Here is a 19669-nt window from a genome sequence, read left to right as displayed (position 1 = left end):
TTCTCCCCCCCTGTCAGTTAAAGGAAATACGTTTATCAATGAACGTATACAAAATGTCGACGATCAGGTTACAGACTACCATGATCACAGCCACAATCAGCAGGATCGACTGCACCAGCTGGAAATCACGGGAGGAAATCGCGGTAACCGTCAACTGGCCAAGACCCGGCCAGTTAAAGATCTGTTCGATTACCATGGAGCCGCAGAGCAGGATGCCCAGCTGCGCGCCCGATATGGTAACGATCGGAAGGATCGCATTTTTAAACGCGTATTTGACATAGACCTGAAATTTGCTGACTCCGCGGGCACGGGTGGCGGTTATGTACTCTTCCTGGAGTACGTCGATCATGCTGGAACGAAGCATTCTCGTAACCAGGGAGCAGAACGCGAATCCCACACACAGGGAAGGCATCACCATATTCTTCCAGCTGCCCACGCCCTGGGTGGGCAGCCACTTTAAGCCCACACTGAAGATCAGGATCATCAGCAGGCAGAGCCATACCGGAGACATGGCCTGACCGCAGAGCGCGAAGGCAGTGGCGCAGGTATCCAGCGCGGAACCTCTCTTGATTCCGGCCACCAGCCCCAGCGGAATCGAGATGATCAGCGCGATGATGACACCGATCACCGTAATTTTGGCAGTATTAACCAGCCTGGAGAGGATCAGGGGACCACAGTCCATATTGAAGTGGAAGGAATATCCCAGATCACCCTTCAGAAGATTTCCTATGTACATGAAGTACTGGACCACATAGGATTGATCCAATCCCATACGGGTACGCATATTATCGATCTGTTCCTGTGTCGCCGTGGCCGGGAGCATCTGCACGGCCGGGTCGCCCGGGGCGAGCCGTACCAGTGCGAATGCGATTATCGTAACACCGACAAGAACGATCAGGGTAAGCGCCAGCCGGCGTAGAATTTTCTTTAACACTTGGAATCCTCCTATAACTTTCGATTCACAGTCATTGAGAAATAATCAGGGAATCTTCCCGTTATTTCATCTGAACGAAACGATATTCACCGGAACCATCCGCAAAGACGTTGTAGTTCGATACGTTACTGGCGCTGGCGCACAGATAGGAAGGGGAGTACAGGTAGGAGAACGGCGCCATCTCATCCATTTCGATCTGGAATACCTGCTCTATCAGTTTCGTACGCTCTTCTTTGTCACCGCAGGTCCGTACCTGGGCGCACAGATCGGACATTTCCTGATTCACATACTGGGAACCGAATACATCAAAGCCAATGATAACCGCGACTTCCGTCTGGGTGTCTCCGGCCGTGGAAGCGAACGCGCCGAGGATGATATCAAAGGTTCCGGAGGAACGGCGGTCTGTGAAAGCAGCCTGCTCCAGGGGTTCCAGCTTCACATTCAGGCCAACTTCCGCCGCCATGGACTGTACTGCCTGAGCCACTTCATCCGCACGGATAAAGCTGGAGCTGGTATACACCATAGAGATCTCAGATCCGTCATAACCGGAAGCCTCTACCAATGATTTCGCATGTTCCGGATCATATTTGTAACCCTCCGCGTCTGCTTTATAACCTACATTTCCTTCCGGACAGGGCCAGGTCGCCGCGTTTCCGTTTCCGATGACGCTGGTTACGATCGCTTCACGGTCAATGGCTTCAGACAGTGCGATTCTTAAGTCCTTATTGTTAAACGCAGAGTTCTCCCCGCAGTTATACTCGATATGTATGTGGGTGTCGGAAGCCACTTCCAGCATCGGGAATCCTTCCGCTTCCAGGTCTTTCTTATAATCCGCGCTCAACTGTAATACGATGTCCATATCGCCGGAACGCAGTGCGGATGCCCGGGTGGTATCCTCGCCGATGAACTGATAATCGATGATATCCACATTGGTTTTGGTATTATCGATCTCATCCCAGCCCCACCAGCTGTCATTGCGGCTCATAATGCACTGTCCGGTCAGCTGGTCGAAGCTGTCCAGGGTAAAGGCTCCTGTTCCGACGGGCGCCAGGAAATATCCTTCCGGATCTGCTTCCAGTGCTGCTTTACAGATAATCGGCACACGATACAATTCATCGTAGAAAGTAGGCATCGGATTCGCCAGATGGATGATTGCCGTCTTCTCATCCGGGGTTTCCACTGATTCCAGATCCCCCCAGGCGCCGGTGTCCGTCAGGGTTTTGTCATCCCGGATCCGTTCAAAGGTAGCTGCCACATCTGCGGATGTGAAGTCACTGCCGTCCGCGAATTTTACCCCTTCTCTCAGGGTAAAGGTATAGGAGAGATAGTCATCAGCCTGGGTCCATTCTGTGGCCAGACCGGGGGAGTAGGTCCCCATGTGGTCCGAATTTACCAGGGGATCGAAGATCAGGTAGTCCAGGTCATCACAGCCATAGCCGACATTGACGAAACGGTCCAGGGTACTGACCTGGTCCGCATTGCTCCCTATGGTCAGGGTTACTTTGCCCGAAGTGTCCACGGTTTTGGATGAGGCGGACGCGGCCTGGTCCCCCTCTGCCGGTTTCGCAGGGTTGTCCGGGCTGCCGCAGGCGGACATTGACAGGATCATTGCTGCCGAAAGCACGCAGGTGAACAGTTTTGATACTCGTTTCATTTTCATTATAAGGTACCTCCCATTTTTATTTAATTGTGCCATACAGGGCACTTGTTTCATAGAACCTTATATTTCCAAGGGGACTGCCGGCTAACGTATAACCTGCCGGAGTATGTTCCCTCTTCTTTCCTTACAAGCGTTTTTGTCTTAACCTGTTACGATTTTTTTATCGTAACGCCTTTCCTATAACGCTTTATTTATATCGCTTTATTCTTATGTAATGACATTGTATCATATGGTTTTTGGAAATGCAATGCCTTTTATCCGTTTTGCTGTTTTCTACAAAACCGGCCTTGGCTTTTTATGCAAAAGAGCTAAATGTTTAAAACTTTTACAGCAGCTGCGGGGAGAAAGGGGCCTGTCCCCGGATGTTAGCCGGTATCGTTAGGCATCCGGGGAAGAAGGCGCTTATTTTCCTCGAACAGACCGGCATCCGGGGACAGGCCCTTTTCTCCGCGCAGCTGCTGTAAAAGTTGGCTTTACTGCCGAAAGATGCCAGTCCCCTCCCAATGGCGGTGAATGGTAACTTGAATTTCAAGCTTTTCTATATTAAAACTTGACATTAAAATCAACTGTGATAAAATAACTTTAAGGTCTTTTGTTATTACATTATATCAAAGTATGATAAGACCTTATAGTAAATGGTAAATCGTTCTTTACATAGTGGAGCTACTATGTGCAGAACATATCACTCATACTCATAACACACCCGTAACTAAAAACTTGCGAACCCTATTCCGGTCCGCTATAATAATATTAATCGTAAATAACGATATTAAATCAGGAGTGATTGGATATGCTAAAGGATAAACAGCTGGACAAATCGATTCCCGTCCCACTTTATTTCCAGTTAAAGAAGATGATATTGGAAGAAATGGAAGCAGGGACCTTTCCGGTCGGCAGCATGATTCCCACCGAAAATGAACTGATCGAGATGTTCGGTATCAGCCGCACCACAGTGCGCCAGGCTATTACCGAACTGGTACAGGAAGGTAAATTATACCGTATTAAAAGTAAGGGAACCTTTGTGTCAAAACCCAAAATTGATCAGGATTATGTCCGGCGCGCCCAATCCTTCAATGCTCCCAACAATGAAGAAATCATACGCAGCGGCCGGGTTCCCAGCACCGAAGTGATCAGTTTAAGCGTGGTGCAGATGCCGCAGCATATCGCCAAATTCTATCCGGCTGCTTCCAGCGACCGGGCCGTATGCCTCTACCGGAAACGCTGTGCCGACGGTAAACCCATCGTCCGTGTTATTACATACCTGCCCATCGGCAGCTGCAGCTATGTTCTGGAGCACGATTTCATGAAGGAAGGGCTGCATGAAGTGCTGGCGCTGCATGAGGATACCCGGGTCTGCCGGATATCACGGACCTGCGAGGCCATCCCCGCCGACCTGGCCGATGTGGAGATTTTGGGGGTGAAGCAGGGGAGTCCCATTCATTTCTTTACCAATATCGGCTACAACAGCCGCGGGGAAGTGGTCGAGTATTCCAACGCTTACTGCCGCGGGGACCAGAGCCGTCTGCATTTTGAAATTATACTGGATCAGAATTCAGCGGAACATTCGTAACTGACTGTCCGCATCCTTTATAGAAGATTATTCCATTCTGAGCCAAAAGGCTGCCGACCAGCACATTTCAGCTGGCACGACAGCCTTTTTCCATTATGAACAGTCCTTTCTTTCCTCCCATCAAAAAACCAGGCTCAAGCCATTTCCGTCACAACAGCTTCCTCTGTGCCCAGCGTCCTCCGCAAAAATACAGAAAACATATAACCGTAGGCAGTGCGCGTGACCAGGCGGTTCCCGCAAAAAAGCCAACAGCGCCCAGTCCCATTCCATAGACAAACAAAACACTTAACCCCACTTTACATAACACTCCGTCCAATATACCAATCATAAAATTAAGGGAAGCAAAACCGCTTCCTACCACCACCGCCTGAAACGCGGCAATCGCCGCCGACCACAAAACATGAGCTGCCATAATCCGCAAATATACAGCACCCAGCTCCAGCACTTCCCTGTCCCCGGTAAAAATCCCGAAGATCGGTTTTGGTAACAGTATAAACACGGCGGATATCAGCGCGGCGATCCCAAATGCTGAGGTAAACGTACACCATACAAACTTCTTAACCCGCTCCTGTTTTCCGGCCCCCAGATTCTGGCCTATGATGACTGCCGCCGCCTGCTGAAGCGCTCCGGAAAATATATCCGTAAATTTCAGAAGTTTGTTGCCGATGCTGTTGGCTGCCGACACCACAACCCCATAAGCATTCACATTCCTGTTCACCCAGAACATGGAAACCCGTACCAGGGAAGAGCGAACAGCCTGAGGGATTCCCAGAGCCAGAAGAACCTTGAGATCCCGGCGGTTAATCCGAAAAGCTGAGACATCAAGCTCCAGTCCCAGCTGATCTTCGTGCCGGTACAGAAAGAAAACAGCCGCCAGAAAAGAAAGCAGCTGCGCGATAACCGTCGCCGCCGCGGTCCCGGCCGCTCCCCAATGAAAAACTGCTACAAAAGGTACGTCCAGCAGAATATTCACAACAGCCGCTATAACAATAAAATACATCGGACTTTTCGACTCCCCCATCCCCCGCAGAATACCGCAGACTGCATTATACCCAAAAATAAATGGTATCCCAAGTGCTGTAATCCACATATAGGCAGCCGCCTGCCCCATTGCATCCTCCGGGCAGTTCAGCAGCGTCAAAATCGGCTTATGAAAAACCAGGCTTATCAACATAAAACCACATGCCAATATAAGCATCACAGACAAAAGCGTTCCCGCCGCGCTCCTGATTCGTTCTTCCATCTTTCCCCCGGTGATCTGGGCAATGTAGATCTGTCCTGCACTCGAAAAAGCCAGCGCCACCGGTGTCACAAGATCAGATACCTCACCTCCCGCCGAAACCCCCACAGTCCCCGCGTTCCCCAAAAACATCCCGATAATAATCAGATCCACCACCGAATACAGCTGCTGAATCAGGCCCGATACTATAATCGGTATGGTGAACACGGCCAGACTTTTAAAAATAGGGCCCTCTGTAAGATCAAGGCCCCACTTTTTTGTATCTGTCTGATTTTTCATAAATTTAATATCAGATCCCGTTTTCATAGTACCCGATAGAAGCCCAGCCTCTGACCATCTTCTGAAGCCGGTCCCCATTCTTATAATCGTAGCAGGCCGGATCAGCGATTATCTTATCACATGCCTCGATAATAGACAGGAGAATATTTTTATCCAGGTCGTTGGTTCCATGGCCTCCGAAAATATAATCAAATTCATCCATACGTTTCGCCGTTCTCACCAGGGAATCCCGGTATGCCGTCACGGTTCTGCGGGAATCTTCGGAAGGGATCGTGCTGCCCTGGAACCGGTCACGCGCATGATGCTCATCCGCGAAGAAATCACTGCCGCCGCTTAAGCCCACGCCGCTGCCGCAGATTGCATCCCCTGCGATCAGGATACGGTTCTTCTTATCCAGGTAGCCTGCATGTCCGGGCTGATGTCCCGGAAGCCAGATCAGCTCCACGTCATAGTCTTCCCCCAGGTTGAACACGTAGCCGTCGGGAACGCCTACAAATTCATATTTCTTAAAAGGTATAATATCTTTGCGGTCAAAATCTACCCAGATGCTCTTTCCGTTGTCATCAAACAAATAATCCCAGATGCCCGGGTCCTGCTTCCAGTTCATATCATCCACCAGGTCCACATGACCATATGCCTTGTCAAACTGACAGTTTCCATAAGAATGGTCACAGCTGCAGTGGGTATTCACAAGAATCACCGGCTTTCCTCCGCTGATCTCATCTACCAGGCCTTTTAAGTTGCCAAGGCCGAAGCTGGTGTCGATTAACATGGCTTTTTCCGGACCTATGATCAGGTACATCCACACGAAATTGTTATGCCCATCCAGCAGATTCGTCAGCAGGCCGTAGAAGTTCTCACGGAACTGGTAGACCTCCACGAAGGGGTCCACATCGTAGATTTTCTTTGTCTTGTTGTTTTCCCGCAGATTGTTGAGCCACGCTGCGTCTAAGTATGCTTCACCTACACTCAGCGGGATTCTGGTGACTTTTCTTGATGCTATACTTTCTGTCATTTTTTCTTTACCTCCTGGGTTTTTATTTTTCAATAATTATGATCTCTATGAGTACTTAGGGGTAGTTTCTTGCCGCTTCTGTGTAGCATGTAAAAATAGTCCGCAAGGCATTTCGAGGCTGCTAATTTTAATGCCTGCGAATATCTGTCGAATATTTTTCCTGCATTATGTACATTTTTTCTTTTGTCACTATGTCATGTCATTATTATATTACAAGAAATTAAGAATTGCAAGAAAAAAATATGTATCCAAGCCCATTTCCGGCATCAAAAAATAGCATCCAAGCTTTAAAGGCTTGCATGCTATTCTTTGAATTGATCTTCTCTACTGACCCGACCGGATCTCCTGCCGCATAAAGCAAACATAAGAGATGGCGAACACAATCATTGTCAACGCCAGAAGCCACACCAGATGCGGCCAGATCAGAAGCAGGCTCTGTCCCAGAGGAAGGTATCCTGCCACGGCTCCAGACAGCTGATTGACCGTGACGACACTGACGGTCCGCACACTGGGATTCAGGATCGTGGATACCGCTTCACTGTAGAGATAATACGGGGACAGCCGGTTCAGATTCTGATTCCAGGTATAATTTTGTATAACCGTCTGCATGGAAGTGGCGTTCTCCGTTGGGAACAGCCCGTTTGCTATAATTCCCGCCAGAAGGCTCATGAAAATAGCAAAGAAAAGCCATATCGCGATCACTGCCAAAGCGGACGTGGCCGCATGCTTGCACAGCACAGAGAACAGAATCGCTAACGCCAGCCAAAAAGCGATATAAACTGTGGTATAAATCAGGAACACAAACAACCTGACCAGTTCTTCCCCGCTGGGAGCGATTCCCGTGCTGACCAGGCCCGCAGTACCGATCAGAATTCCCATAGAGAAAACCATAATTACGATAACCGTATAACCGGCCAGGAATTTTCCGTTGATCACAGCGTCCCGGTAGATCGGCTGGGAGACCAGGCGGTTGAGCGTCCCGCTGGTCCGCTCGTTATTGATGGCGTCGAAGCCCAGCGTAAGCCCCACGAAAGGCCCCAGCAGCGCGATAAAGGATACGAAGGAAGGAATGGATTTTCCACTGGTTGTAAATAATTTAAGGAAAATAAAATCACTGCTGTCCTTGATCGCATCCTGTATGCCGGACAAAGCGCCGTAGAGACTGGCAAGGCTCGTGATCAGGATCAGCAGCAGTATGATCAGGAACCTTTTGCTGTGCATGTGATCCGACATCTCTTTGCGGTAGAGCACCATAAGCCCGCTGCTCCTGCTTTCCGCATGGGCCCCGTCCTTTCCTCTATTCGCCATCCTGCCGGCCCAGGGACATAATTTTCCGAATTTTCTTTTTGTTTCTATTGTCTCCATTCTTTTGACCTGCCTTCTCAAAATAGCGTCTGTAGATTTCATCCAGATCCTGACCGCATTGGCGTAAATGAAGCAGCTTATAGCCGTTTAATACGATTATCCTGGAGATCTGTTCCCGGATATCCTGATTGGAACGCACGATCAGTCCATCCGCACTATTCTCGATCTCTTCCACTCCATACACGCTCTGAATCAGTTCCAGCAGCCGTTCATCCTCAGGTTCTGCCTTAATCTCCAACCGGTAGTAACCATCCTTCAGAATCTGTTTCCCCAGTTCTTCGATGCGCCCGCAGGCGATCAGATTACCCTGGACAAATATCCCAACCCGGTCACAGACCTGCTGAATCTGGTAGAGCTGATGGGAGGATATCATAATCGTACGTTTATCTTTTTCGGCCAGCTCCCGTATCAGGATCAGCAGTTCGTGCATCCCTTCCGGATCAATGCCGTTGGTGGGTTCATCCAGTATGATCACCTGAGGGTCTTTCATCAGTACGTCTGCGATTCCCAGTCTCTGCTTCATCCCTTTGGAGTAAGTCGCCGTTTTCTGATCCGCCGCTTCTGTCATGCCTACCCGTTTGAGCAGCTGGTCGATCCGTTCTTCCAGTTCCTGTTCCCCAACTCCGTTCAGGCGTCCCGTAAACCGCAGGTTTTCCCGGCCGGTCATGTCCGCGTAGAAGCCTACATTATCCGGCAGATAGCCTACGATGCGTTTCACCTCGATGGGATTCCTGGTGCAGTCTTTGCCGTCGATAAAGGCAGTGCCTCCGCTGGGCTCCGTCAGCCCCAGCAGCATCAGGGTAGTGGTCGTCTTACCTGCCCCATTTGGTCCCAGCAGGCCGAACACTTCTCCCCGGGCGATTTTTAAGTTTAATTGATTCACCGCTGCTTTTTCGCCATACTTTTTGGTCAGACCATTCATTTGTATGATCGCATGATTATCAGCCATAGCTATCTTCTCCCATATTTACGGAATACATAAACCAGGCCGCCTGCCAGGGCAATCATGATGATCACTGCCACGAATCCCCATACCGTATGGGTCTTCACGGAGACTCTTAAGTCGGCCTGGGCAGATGTCTCAGAACTGCCTGCGCTTATCGAAGTGACATAATCACCAGTTATGGCGTCTGAGCCGGGAGTAATATAGGCAGTTACCTCCTGCGTGCTCCCGGCGGCCAGTGTCTCAACCGTCGGAGTTTCAAAACGGACATTCCAGCCATCCGGAGCGGATGAGGTCAGGCTCACATTCTGAAGATCCGCGCTGCCTTTATTGGTAAGGGACAAGGTAATCGGTGTTTCCTTATTTGCATAGGCATCCAGGCTGAGCCTTCCGCTGGGTGTGGACAGGCTGAGATCATAGGTACCTGTGATTGTCACGGTCAGATCCGTGGACAGAGTCTCACCCGCTGATGCCGCGGAACAGGAAATCTTATAGTCACCGGCTGTGGCATTCGCCGCCGGAGTTACCGTAATAGCGATCCCCTGGCTCTGTCCTGCCTCCACGTTCAGGCTGGCTACCTGATTCGTTTCGCCGGAGGGTTTAAACTGTACCTGCCAGCCATCAGGCGCCTGCGCAGACAGGCTGTAGGACTGATCGGTGGCCCCGTTATTAGCCAGAGTCGTATTGAAGCTGAAGCTGGTCGACGGCGATCCCTGCAGTTCCGGATACTGGGACGTAAAACTACTCTGTCCCACTGCCGCCTCATTTACATTTATCACCAGATCCATAGCGGATACGATCCCTTCCCCTGCGTCCGCCTGCAGGCTGATCGGATACGTGCCCTCCGCCACATCATCCGGTATCTTTACGTTAAACGTTACCGTGGCGCCCTCATCACCGGTGCCCACATGAACCCGGCTGACCTGATTGCCTCCGCCGTTAAAATATCCCTCCCATCCGTCCGGGATGGAAGTCACACTCAGATCCGCATTCAGAGGGGAACCCAGGGTATTCTCAAGCACTACGGAAAAACTTAAGTTTTCTCCCGGTTTCGCAGTGATCCCCGGGTAGCTGGTGCTCATCTCCAGTCCGCCTGCTGCCCAGGCCTTCATAGGCGAGGCAAGCAAAAATACAGTCACTGCCATGGTGAGCAGAATAAAAAGCCAAACCTTTTCAAACGCCGGCTGCCGGACATTCATCTTTTGGGCATGGGCGCAGGGATGCCCGGTCGGGCATATTTTTTCACGTGGATTACCGAATTCTTCTAACATGTCTTTTCCTCTCCATCCATGATACTTTCGGTTCGAACCTGTCTCCTTTTTGTTTCCAGTTACCTATATGGGCTTTACCCGTTTTATGTAATCTCGTTGGCCTCAGCTGATACCAATATTTTACAAATTTTTTATGATCATTTTATGTTTAATTTGTCAAAATTTTGTGTTCAAATATAAAATCTGTTGGTGATTTATTAAGACCTCTTCCCTCAACACTCCAAAACAAAAGGCATAGAAATATTATATATATTAAAATGGGGAAACGACAAAACCGGCATTTTGCCGGAACTGTCGTTTCCCTATTTTGGCCTTATTTTACAGCCCCTCAGAAAGTACAATTTTAAAATTCATAATACAAAGCCTTTAATATTGCCGGTTCTTCCTCCATCCGTATATATTGTTCATCCCCGTTCAAATACATAGATCTAATCCAATTGCCATTTTCATCATACGTACCTTTTTCCAATGATAAAAAATCTAACTGCTTACCGGCATTTATCGTTTCCGGATAAGCCCTGTATCCAAAACCTGCAAAGATTAATTCATTTTCGCTGTTTTGTATTACTATTCCGGCTCCCGGGATATATCCGTTATCATCTTGGACCGGATGATAAAATTCTATGGCTATCTGATATTTGCCCAGTCTCAGATGTTTCGTCATATGGCCGCAATCCTGGTTAAATCCTATCATTTTATCTGTTCCATAGCATTTTGTAATAACCGGCATCATATTTCCGAACAATTTATAACTTTGTGTCAGAAATTCCTTTACTGTTTCACTGGATACATTTTTATCTTCCGAATTTGTATGTATGATCTGCGTGATAAATGACTTATCCTCACCAATACTTTCCGCTCCAAACGGTGCATAGCATAACGCATGATAGGTACCTACGGCCGTATACAAATGAGCAGCCGCCCATTTATCCCTGCGGGTTTCCGGTATAAATAAGGGGTTATCGCTTCTTTTATATAAATCTGCGGCTTTTACAAATTGAAATGTATAAATATCAGGAGCCAATACATCTAAATCAGGGGCGGCGCACTTCCAAACATCCAGCATCTTTGGCAGCGGTCCGCCGCTCGGATAAAAACCTGGCCTTTCATCCTCAGATTCTTTCAGCCAGGCATTTGTATACATTGGCAGCGCATAGCACTCTTTACCGGATTTTGCCAGTTTATTTATATGTAATCCGTAGTGCCAGCACATAAATGCTTCATCCGCATATTTTTGAAAAACATTGCTCCATGACCGGTCCGAAGCATCTTCATAATCATACATTCCGTTGATGAAACCATTATCTCCCACGTTCTTTAAATATTCCAGTAGCTCATCCGGAACATTTTTACTAAATTCTTTATTCGCGCCGGATGAATAATCTCTTGCTGAACCTAAAATGCCTACTTCGTTTTCAACTTGTACCGCTATAACGGTCTGTTCATCAGCATCGAACTGCTTTACATATTTTATAAAATTTGAAAAGGAATTAAGTTCTGCCGTTAACAGGTGACTTTGGAACATGCTAAGAATCTTCGTTTTCACTCCATGTTCATCTTCTGTTCTCGGAAATCTTGTCAAATCCGTCTTAACCCAGTTTGGGGCATAAGTCGAAAGTCCATTTTTCCAACTTCCAAACCATAGTAAAACTAATTTCATATTATGTCGTCTTGCGTCTGATATTAATTGTTCAACCAGATTAAAATCAAAATGGTTTTCCTGTGGCTCAATGAACTCCCAGTATACCGGAGCCAAAACCGTATTACAATTTAATTCCCTTACCTTTCTCCACACCTGCTGCATATAGGTACGTGAGGTACATGCTGAGTTATGTACCTCAGCCGCTAACATGATATAAGGCCTGCCGCCTATCAGAAAAGAAAAACCGCCGTTCCTTCTATCAATTCTGGGCAAATTTTCCATACTTTTCCTCCAGTGCCGCATATTACTGCGGCTTGATTCAGGTATGCGTTCTACGCATTTCCTCCAGTGCCGCATTTACTGCGGCTTGATTCAGGTATGCGTTCTACGCATTTCCTCCAATGCCGCATATTACTGCGGCTTAATTCAGGTATGCGTTCTACGCATTTCTAATTATATTGTGTTGTACCTCTGACAATCAAGTCTGTTTGAACTGCAATTTTCGTATTGTTATCCATCGTATCCACATTCTGTATTGCATCCACGATCGCCTTGGAATATTCCTTATAATTACATGCTATTGTGGTAATTCCCGGATAAATAAACTGTGATATATCGAGATTATCGTATCCCACAATCGCGATATCTTTGGGAATACTCATATTATTTTTGTATGCCTCGCTCAGCACCCCTGTTGCAACCAGATCATTGATGCATATGATAGCCTGCGGTAATTTATCGCATTTCAGCATTTCCTGCATCGCGATATTCCCGCCTTCTACCGAGTAATCACTTTCGATTATTTCCCTGCGTATGGTTACTCCATACTTCTCAGCATTATCTATGATCTCTTCCCGTCTCTTTATTGTAGTTCTGACGTTGGAATATCCGCCCAATAACGCAACATCCCTGTATCCTAAGCCGGATAAGTGTTCTAATAGTTGATTACTGCTTTTTTTCTGCTCCTGATATATTTGTATGCAGCCTAAATTCGGCACATCAACACATGAGATAACCGGTATCTTTTTATTCACCTCTTCTATTTCACAAAGATATTTTTTCCTGCTCTCCACATCGTCAAGACGTCCGCCCATAAATACAATCGCGCGGACATTCGCGGATATAAATGCATCGAGAATATTGCTCTCCAGGCGTTTATCTGATTCTGAATTACATAACATCAGTGTAAAGCCCTGCTTTTGAGCGATAAGCTCTGTCTCGTAAAATAGTTGAGCATAATAGGGACTGTTAATGTGCGGAACAATAAAGCCTACTGTATTTGATTTACTGGACTGCAATGCTTTTGCAATCAGATTAGGTTTATAATCATATTTTTCAATCAAATCCAAGACTTTTTTCCGTTTGTCATCATTCACTTTTCCCGTATTATTGATGATTCTGGACACCGTAGCTGTTGAAACATTCGCCAGCTTCGCTATTTCAACAATTGTTATCTTCTCACTCATTAAACTATCTTATCCTTTCAATCCACTGTTCACTATACCTTTAATAAAATATTTTTGGAAACATACGTATAGTATAATAATCGGCAATACCGTAAGCAATGACATTGCCATTACCGGACCTTGATCAAGGGCATCTTTGTATCCGCTGATGGATGAATTTAAAAATACCAACCCCACGGCCAATGTATATTTAGATTGGTCATTTAAAAATATGACAGGTCCAAAGTAATCGTTCCACGTCCATACAAACATAAAAATTGCGACCACAAATAATACTGCTTTTGAATTCGGAATCACTATTTTGAACAAAATCTTTAATTCGCTACATCCATCGATCCTGGAAGCCTCCTCTATTTCTTTCGGAAATGTTTTAAAGAACTGATGTAACAAAAAGATACTAAAAGCGCTTCCCGCCAGCATGTTCGGTAAGATCAGCGGTACAAAAGTATTGATCATTTTAAATTTCACATAAATATTATATAAAGGTATGATCGTTACAAAATACGGCACCATCATGGTGGACATCAACAGCGCAAACCAAAAGCCCTTCAGACGGGCATCATATTTTGCAAACCCGTAAGCGACCAGCGTCGTACTGATTAAGGTGCCGAAAATATTTAACAAAGTTATTATACTACTATTTTTAAAATATGTAAAAAAATCACTGTTTTTAAAAATATATTCAAAAGACCGAAGCGTGACCGGTGACGGAATTAATTCCGGCGGATATTTAACTATCTGCTCCGTACTCATTAAAGAGGTAGACAACATCCAGATGAAAGGCAGTAAAAATATCGTGCCCAATATGATACATACGATAACCCAGGCTACAAATCTACTCTTTTTTAACATAAATACCTGACTCCCCCCTTCTTAATCTTCGTAATTCATATGCTTTTGCAGCGATTTTAAAACCACCATACTGATGAACAATATGATTAAATACATAATCCAGGCCAGGGCCGCGGCGTATCCGAATCTGCCAAAACTAAAGCCGCTGTCATATATGTACATTCCATACATATAAGTTTTTTTAAACGGTCCCCCGCCTGTCATAATCAATGGCTGTACAAAGATCTGAAAAGCGTTGATGATTCCCATTACCAGATTAAATACAAACACATTAGCAATTAAAGGAAATGTAATCTTAAAGAAACACTTGGTATTGCTTGCTCCATCGATTTTCGCAGCTTCATAATAGGAAACCGGTATCTGCTTGATACCCGCTAAAAAGATCAGCATTTGGGAACCGCAAAAGATCAGATTAACCAGTACAAGCGCTATCATGGCCCACTTCGAATCGGTTAACCAATACGGCCCCTGTACTCCAAAAATCGATAAAATATAATTGATTAATCCCCCTTCACCCTTTAGCAGGAATTTTGCGACCGTAAATACTGCCGCGCCTGCTGCTATGGAAGGAAAATAGAAAACGATTTGAAAGAAATTACTTACTTTTGATTCTTTTGAAAGTAAAATTGCTATGATTAAAGCCAGCGTCAAACTTGTCGGCACTGCTATGATTGCATATTGAAAAGAATTGGTCAGACCTTTTATGAATAAATCGTCGTGGAATATAATGTCAACATAATTTCGCAGACCGATAAATTTCGGCGCGGAGCTTCCATTATATTGTGTCAGTGACAGATACAAAGAATATACCAGCGGTATAAGAGTCAATAGGAAAAAACCCACTAACCACGGAGAAATAAACATATAAAAATACTTTGCTTCTTTTCTTCTAGATTTCATACTTATCCATCCCAGTATCCTAATGGTGTAGCCTGGAAAGGCTACTCAGTTAATAAATTACAAAAGCCTCGGCAGAAGCTGCAGCCATCGCTGCAGCTTCCTCCCGGCGTACAAAATTAATTCCGATTATTCTTCTTTCATACGGTCTAACTTTAATTGACCCTTTGTCTGGATATTTTCTAATGTGGTATCCATATCTTGTTCCCCTGCAAACAGTAATTCCAATTCATATTTTATGATTTCATCCTGAATTTCATTGAGAACCACACCGTCTACCGCGTAATCAAGCGCATCGAAAAATACGGATTTATTAAACGGTTTCCAGCCTTCGGGTATCGTGTTGATAAATTCGCTGTCCTCACTGATCGATTTCAGAGCAGGCAGGCCAATGATTTCCATTTCCCCCTGTACCTTATCCTGAGCAGACATATAGCTTATGTACTCCCAGCACTCATCTTTATATGGCGTATCTGCCGACATACCGATAGCGGTTGTCCACAGCGGCGACCTCCATTGTCCATAGGTGGAATTCGTCGGAAATGTTACAATATCCCATTCGAAATTATCGCCGATTGCCTGGTTGAAACTTGCCATATCCCAGGAAGCCCCTATTGTCATTGCAAATTTACCATTTTCAAATGTCCCGCCAACATCACCAGCCATGGTCGGAGTCGGTGATACTTTGTGCACTTGGTATAAATCCGTGATAAACTGAACACCGTCTCTAAATCCTTGGGTATCCGCCGTCATGGTTCCGGTTTCCCATTCCCAGGCTTTGTAGCCGTCATACAGGTTTCTGGCCAGTGAATATGCCCACCAGGATGAAAAATCGACTCCCCAAACCTTGTCGTCACCCTCGCCTTTTGTCAAAGCTTTCGCAGCTGCTAAGAACTCTTCCTCTGTCCAGTCATTTGTCGGAAGGGGGATATTGTTCTCCTCGAACATGGTCTTGTTATAGATAATAAAACCGGAATAGAAGGTCGTGGGCGCTGCATACACACTCCCATTATATGACAATCCGGTCATTAAGCTGTCAACCCAGGCGTCCTGCAGCCCATCTTTTTCTATGTAAGAATCCAGCGGGGCAAGTATACCGTCTTTGAAGTATTCACCACCGAAATCCCCGGCAATCTGTACCAGATCGGCTAAGGTCCCGGATGAAATCTGTACCGTTAATTTTTCATGGAAACCTTCCGGAATCGCTTCCAGGTTCACATGGATCGAATCATTGGAAGCATTGAATTCCTCGGTCCACTGTGTTTTTCTGTCAATTTCCTCCTGGTTCCCCCATAACAAAAATCTTAATTCCACTTTTTCACTGCCTGACTCCTCCGCCGTATTGGCACTGCTCTCTTTGTTCTCTGTATTACTCTCCGGAGCATTTGTTTCTTTTGTTTGATCTGAAGATGATCCACAAGCCGACAGCACCAGCATCATTGCTGCCGCGATCATAAATACTTTCATTTTCTTAAATCGTGACATTGACATGACCTCCATTATATAGTATAATTTTACCAGGATTTGTAAACGTTTACATTGTAGCATAGAAATTTCCAGGTGTCAATATGGATTGTCAAAATGTACGTAATGTTAATAAAAAGGAGGGTAATATTGTGCATAATGTGAAAAAAGGATTTTGTTTCCTGCTTATGGTTGTACTGTTAACCACTACCATGATTTCCAGTGCGGCAGCCAGTTCCGGTGCTTCAGCACAGAACACAGTAACGATTAGTCCTGAGATTGAATTTCAAACCTTTAAAGGCTGGGGAACTTCTCTATCCTGGTGGGGAAATGCCATCGGCGGATGGCAGGATACTACAAAGCAAAGCGAAATTCTGGACCTTATATTTGATGAAACTGACGGATTAGGCTTCAATGTAGCAAGATATAACATCGGCGGAGGCGATGACCCGACACATACCCATATGCGCAATGGCGCGAACCTGGAAGGTTATCAGCCTGAACCTGGAGTATGGGATTATACTGCTGATGAAACCCAGCGCTATGTATTAAACGAAGCTATTGCACGTGGTGTCAACATCGTGGAAGGCTTCGCAAAAACCCCGCCTCATTGGATGACCTATAGCGGCTGCTCTGCCGGGAATGTGGATGGAGCCAGCAATTTAAAGCCTGAATATTATGACGACTTTGCCGATTATTTAGCGGAGGTATACCTGTTATTCAAAGATACATATAATATTACCTTCGATTCTATTTCCCCGATTAATGAACCGAACGGACCCTGGTGGGAAATAAACAACAGGCAGGAGGGTTGTCATTATACACAGCAGGAACAGAATGATTTCTTTAAAGTGTTAGCCGAGACCTTTGACGCGAAAGGCTTATCTAATGTTACGCTTGCCGGGCCGGAGGGATTTGAGTTCAACTCCACGTTATCATCCTGGAATTCCTATGACAGTGCTGCGAAATCCAGCATCGATAAAATCAATACCCATTCCTATTACGGAACAGAACGTCTATATCTCAATACCATCGCATTATGTAATGACAAACGGATATCCCAATCCGAATACGGTCTGGGTGTAGGGGACCATGACCATAACGCGATTGAAAGCGCTTTAGAGCTGGCACATAAAATCCGGGATGATGTTCGGGAAATGCAGGTCGAGACCTGGGTATATTGGCAGGCTGTTGAAGAAGAATTCAATGTGAATAATTGGGGCTTTATCCACGCAAGCTTCGAAGGGGAAGAGACTTATGATATAACAAAGCAATACTATGGAATGGCTAATTATTCCAAGTTTATCAGGCCGGATTCCACGATCATCGGTGCGAATGATTCTAATATGCTGGCCGCGTTAAACAAAAACACCAACGAGCTGACGCTGGTTGTCATTAATGATTCTGATTCCCAAACCAGTTATGCTGTTGATTTATCCAAATTTTCAACGGTAGGCAGCAGCGCGAAAGCATATCGGACTTCCCTCACTGAAGATCTGGCACAGCTGGATGATATCAGCATTCAAAACAATACGTTACAGGTTACCACAGCCCCGAAATCTATTACTACTTATGTAATCAGCAATGCTGCTGCTAATACAGCACCTGTTTTTGACAGAAATTCTACTTACAAAATTATAAACAGAAGTGATAATACGAAAGTGATCGATGTAGAGAATTCTTCACCTGATAACAGTGCGAATATTATTATTATGGATGCGGATAACAACAGTGTCAGCCAGGGTTGGAAATTCATCGTCAATGATAACGGTGAATATTACATAGCGAATGCCAACGCGGCAAAAATGCTGGATGTCCCTGGTGCATCCACTGCTAACAGTACAAGCTTGAAGTTATGGCAGCCGAATGGCGATAATAATCAGCTTTGGCAGGTGATTGACCTGAATAATGGCTATTTTAGCATCGTTAACAAAAACAGCAACAAGGCAATAGGCGTAAAAAATGGTGATATGACGAATGGCAATAACATTGACCAATATGATTATCATGCTTATGACAACCAGCAGTGGAAATTTGAAGCGGTCCAATAATACAAAAAGTTATCGTTACAGCGGGTGATTTTATGCGAAATGAATGCAATAACAAAAAAAATGTTTCTGTTACTTCCAACAACCAGGCAGTTTTTCCTTATGGTACATATGGATTTCCCTGTGAACTTTATTATGATAACATCGATGAATGTATCAATCATGTTGTGGATTGGCATTGGCAGCTTGAATTAGAGTTTGCCATTGTTCAAAAAGGTTCCATTGAATTGACGGTGCAAAAGGATGTTGTCACGGTACACGAAAATGAAGGGTATATTATATTTCCTAATAAACTCCATCAGGTTAAAAAAAATGGGGATCAGTGTGGGATCTATCGGACGATTATTATCAGCCCGCAGCTCATTTATGGAGACAACAGATCCATCTTGTTTCATAAATATTATCTCGCTGTTATAAAAGCGGTAACAAATGGATTCATGATCCTGAACAAAGATACGCCTTATGGAAAAAATATTATGGAGGAGCTTGAAGCCGCGATCCAATTGTTATCCAGGCCTTCCCTTAGATATGAATTAGATATACATAAGCATTTTATAAATATCTGGTCCAATATTTATGGCTGTGTGCAGGATACCCATTATTGCAGCCCAAAGGCTTCTTCCAAGGATGAGGATCTGACCAATCGGATATTGTCGTTTATCCATTCAAATTATAAATATGATATTTCTCTATATGATATCGCAAAAAGCGGCAGTATCAGCAAGTCCGAATGCAGCAGACTATTTCAGCGTGTTTTTTCCTGTACACCATTTGAGTATCTGACTAATTACAGGCTTTTAAAAAGTCAGGAATATTTGAGGGATAAGACTTATTCGATAACCGATATCGCAGGATTGGTCGGGTATAACAGCGTGAATTATTACACGACCGTTTTCCGAAAAAATATGGGTTATACTCCAAGTCAATACAAAAAACTGTTAAAGCAATCTGTTGCGAATATGTAACTATTAGTGTGTAATACCATTAGAAAACGCCGGCGATTATACTGCCGGCGTTTTCTTG

15 protein-coding genes are annotated in these 19669 nt (G+C 45.4%); 3 read left to right on the top strand and 12 right to left on the bottom strand.

Going from position 1 to position 19669, the window contains the following annotated elements; genetic code table 11:
- Nucleotides 1-13: 13 nt before the first annotated feature.
- Together ABC831_RS08090 and ABC831_RS08085 are read right to left on the bottom strand one after the other, a co-directional pair.
- Nucleotides 14-934 (bottom strand): ABC transporter permease, encoded by a 921-nt coding sequence (locus ABC831_RS08090; RefSeq protein WP_158348684.1) that lies wholly within the window; start codon nt 932-934, stop codon nt 14-16.
- 61 nt (nt 935-995) lie between these two features.
- The gene (locus ABC831_RS08085) at nt 996-2594 is read right to left on the bottom strand and encodes an ABC transporter substrate-binding protein (protein WP_343247706.1); all 1599 of its coding nucleotides are present in this window, start codon (nt 2592-2594) and stop codon (nt 996-998) included.
- A 790-nt stretch (nt 2595-3384) separates the two neighbouring features.
- Between ABC831_RS08085 and ABC831_RS08080 the strand changes: the two genes are divergently transcribed.
- Nucleotides 3385-4164, top strand: a complete 780-nt coding sequence (locus ABC831_RS08080) for a GntR family transcriptional regulator (RefSeq protein ID WP_343247705.1) — start codon at nt 3385-3387, stop codon at nt 4162-4164.
- A gap of 148 nt (nt 4165-4312) precedes the next feature.
- On the opposite strand, the gene ABC831_RS08075 is transcribed toward ABC831_RS08080, so the two are convergent.
- The 10 genes from ABC831_RS08075 to ABC831_RS08030 all read right to left on the bottom strand — a co-directional run bounded on the left by ABC831_RS08075 (nt 4313) and on the right by ABC831_RS08030 (nt 16619).
- Complete coding sequence (locus ABC831_RS08075) at nt 4313-5683, bottom strand: MATE family efflux transporter (protein ID WP_343247704.1); 1371 nt, start codon at nt 5681-5683, stop codon at nt 4313-4315.
- 10 nt (nt 5684-5693) lie between these two features.
- Nucleotides 5694-6698: an MBL fold metallo-hydrolase gene (locus ABC831_RS08070; RefSeq protein ID WP_343247703.1), complete on the bottom strand. Its 1005-nt coding sequence runs from the start codon at nt 6696-6698 to the stop codon at nt 5694-5696.
- Between the two features lie 324 nt (nt 6699-7022).
- Nucleotides 7023-8006, bottom strand: coding sequence for an ABC transporter permease (locus tag ABC831_RS08065; protein WP_343247702.1), 984 nt, complete (start codon nt 8004-8006; stop codon nt 7023-7025).
- A complete protein-coding gene (locus ABC831_RS08060; protein WP_343247701.1) occupies nt 7996-9012 on the bottom strand; it encodes an ATP-binding cassette domain-containing protein in 1017 nt (338 codons plus the stop codon). Before ABC831_RS08060 ends, ABC831_RS08065 begins: the two co-directional genes overlap by 11 nt.
- A gap of 2 nt (nt 9013-9014) precedes the next feature.
- The gene (locus ABC831_RS08055) at nt 9015-10277 is read right to left on the bottom strand and encodes an NEW3 domain-containing protein (RefSeq protein ID WP_343247700.1); all 1263 of its coding nucleotides are present in this window, start codon (nt 10275-10277) and stop codon (nt 9015-9017) included.
- A 343-nt stretch (nt 10278-10620) separates the two neighbouring features.
- Nucleotides 10621-12201 (bottom strand): GH35 family beta-galactosidase, encoded by a 1581-nt coding sequence (locus tag ABC831_RS08050; RefSeq protein WP_343247699.1) that lies wholly within the window; start codon nt 12199-12201, stop codon nt 10621-10623.
- A gap of 167 nt (nt 12202-12368) precedes the next feature.
- A complete protein-coding gene (locus tag ABC831_RS08045) occupies nt 12369-13385 on the bottom strand; it encodes a LacI family DNA-binding transcriptional regulator (protein WP_343247698.1) in 1017 nt (338 codons plus the stop codon).
- Between the two features lie 9 nt (nt 13386-13394).
- Nucleotides 13395-14237, bottom strand: a complete 843-nt coding sequence (locus ABC831_RS08040; protein ID WP_343247697.1) for a carbohydrate ABC transporter permease — start codon at nt 14235-14237, stop codon at nt 13395-13397.
- A gap of 21 nt (nt 14238-14258) precedes the next feature.
- Nucleotides 14259-15137 (bottom strand): carbohydrate ABC transporter permease, encoded by an 879-nt coding sequence (locus ABC831_RS08035; protein ID WP_343247696.1) that lies wholly within the window; start codon nt 15135-15137, stop codon nt 14259-14261.
- Between the two features lie 126 nt (nt 15138-15263).
- Entirely contained in the window at nt 15264-16619 is a 1356-nt protein-coding gene (locus ABC831_RS08030) for an ABC transporter substrate-binding protein (RefSeq protein ID WP_343247695.1), read from the bottom strand.
- 131 nt (nt 16620-16750) lie between these two features.
- Between ABC831_RS08030 and ABC831_RS08025 the strand changes: the two genes are divergently transcribed.
- Together ABC831_RS08025 and ABC831_RS08020 are read left to right on the top strand one after the other, a co-directional pair.
- Nucleotides 16751-18649: an RICIN domain-containing protein gene (locus ABC831_RS08025; protein WP_343247694.1), complete on the top strand. Its 1899-nt coding sequence runs from the start codon at nt 16751-16753 to the stop codon at nt 18647-18649.
- A 32-nt stretch (nt 18650-18681) separates the two neighbouring features.
- Complete coding sequence (locus ABC831_RS08020) at nt 18682-19611, top strand: AraC family transcriptional regulator (RefSeq protein ID WP_343247693.1); 930 nt, start codon at nt 18682-18684, stop codon at nt 19609-19611.
- Nucleotides 19612-19669 lie beyond the last annotated feature (58 nt).

Source organism: Diplocloster hominis (genome assembly GCF_032380655.1).
Classification (GTDB): Bacteria; Bacillota; Clostridia; order Lachnospirales; family Lachnospiraceae; genus Diplocloster; species Diplocloster hominis.
Note: the sequence above shows the minus strand (reverse complement) of the source record. Positions and strands in the feature narration are given on the sequence as shown.

Excerpts from the sequence above, each read along its gene's own strand:
- ABC831_RS08065 (WP_343247702.1), bottom strand. The coding sequence starts at position 8,006 with ATGGCGAATAGAGGAAAGGACGGGGCCCATGCGGAAAGCAGGAGCAGC.
- ABC831_RS08070 (WP_343247703.1), bottom strand. The coding sequence starts at position 6,698 with ATGACAGAAAGTATAGCATCAAGAAAAGTCACCAGAATCCCGCTGAGT.
- ABC831_RS08075 (WP_343247704.1), bottom strand. The coding sequence starts at position 5,683 with ATGAAAAATCAGACAGATACAAAAAAGTGGGGCCTTGATCTTACAGAG.
- ABC831_RS08040 (WP_343247697.1), bottom strand. The coding sequence starts at position 14,237 with ATGTTAAAAAAGAGTAGATTTGTAGCCTGGGTTATCGTATGTATCATA.
- ABC831_RS08050 (WP_343247699.1), bottom strand. The coding sequence starts at position 12,201 with ATGGAAAATTTGCCCAGAATTGATAGAAGGAACGGCGGTTTTTCTTTT.
- ABC831_RS08035 (WP_343247696.1), bottom strand. The coding sequence starts at position 15,137 with ATGAAATCTAGAAGAAAAGAAGCAAAGTATTTTTATATGTTTATTTCT.
- ABC831_RS08080 (WP_343247705.1), top strand. The coding sequence starts at position 3,385 with ATGCTAAAGGATAAACAGCTGGACAAATCGATTCCCGTCCCACTTTAT.
- ABC831_RS08030 (WP_343247695.1), bottom strand. The coding sequence starts at position 16,619 with ATGTCACGATTTAAGAAAATGAAAGTATTTATGATCGCGGCAGCAATG.
- ABC831_RS08020 (WP_343247693.1), top strand. The coding sequence starts at position 18,682 with ATGCGAAATGAATGCAATAACAAAAAAAATGTTTCTGTTACTTCCAAC.
- ABC831_RS08060 (WP_343247701.1), bottom strand. The coding sequence starts at position 9,012 with ATGGCTGATAATCATGCGATCATACAAATGAATGGTCTGACCAAAAAG.
- ABC831_RS08045 (WP_343247698.1), bottom strand. The coding sequence starts at position 13,385 with ATGAGTGAGAAGATAACAATTGTTGAAATAGCGAAGCTGGCGAATGTT.
- ABC831_RS08055 (WP_343247700.1), bottom strand. The coding sequence starts at position 10,277 with ATGTTAGAAGAATTCGGTAATCCACGTGAAAAAATATGCCCGACCGGG.
- ABC831_RS08085 (WP_343247706.1), bottom strand. The coding sequence starts at position 2,594 with ATGAAAATGAAACGAGTATCAAAACTGTTCACCTGCGTGCTTTCGGCA.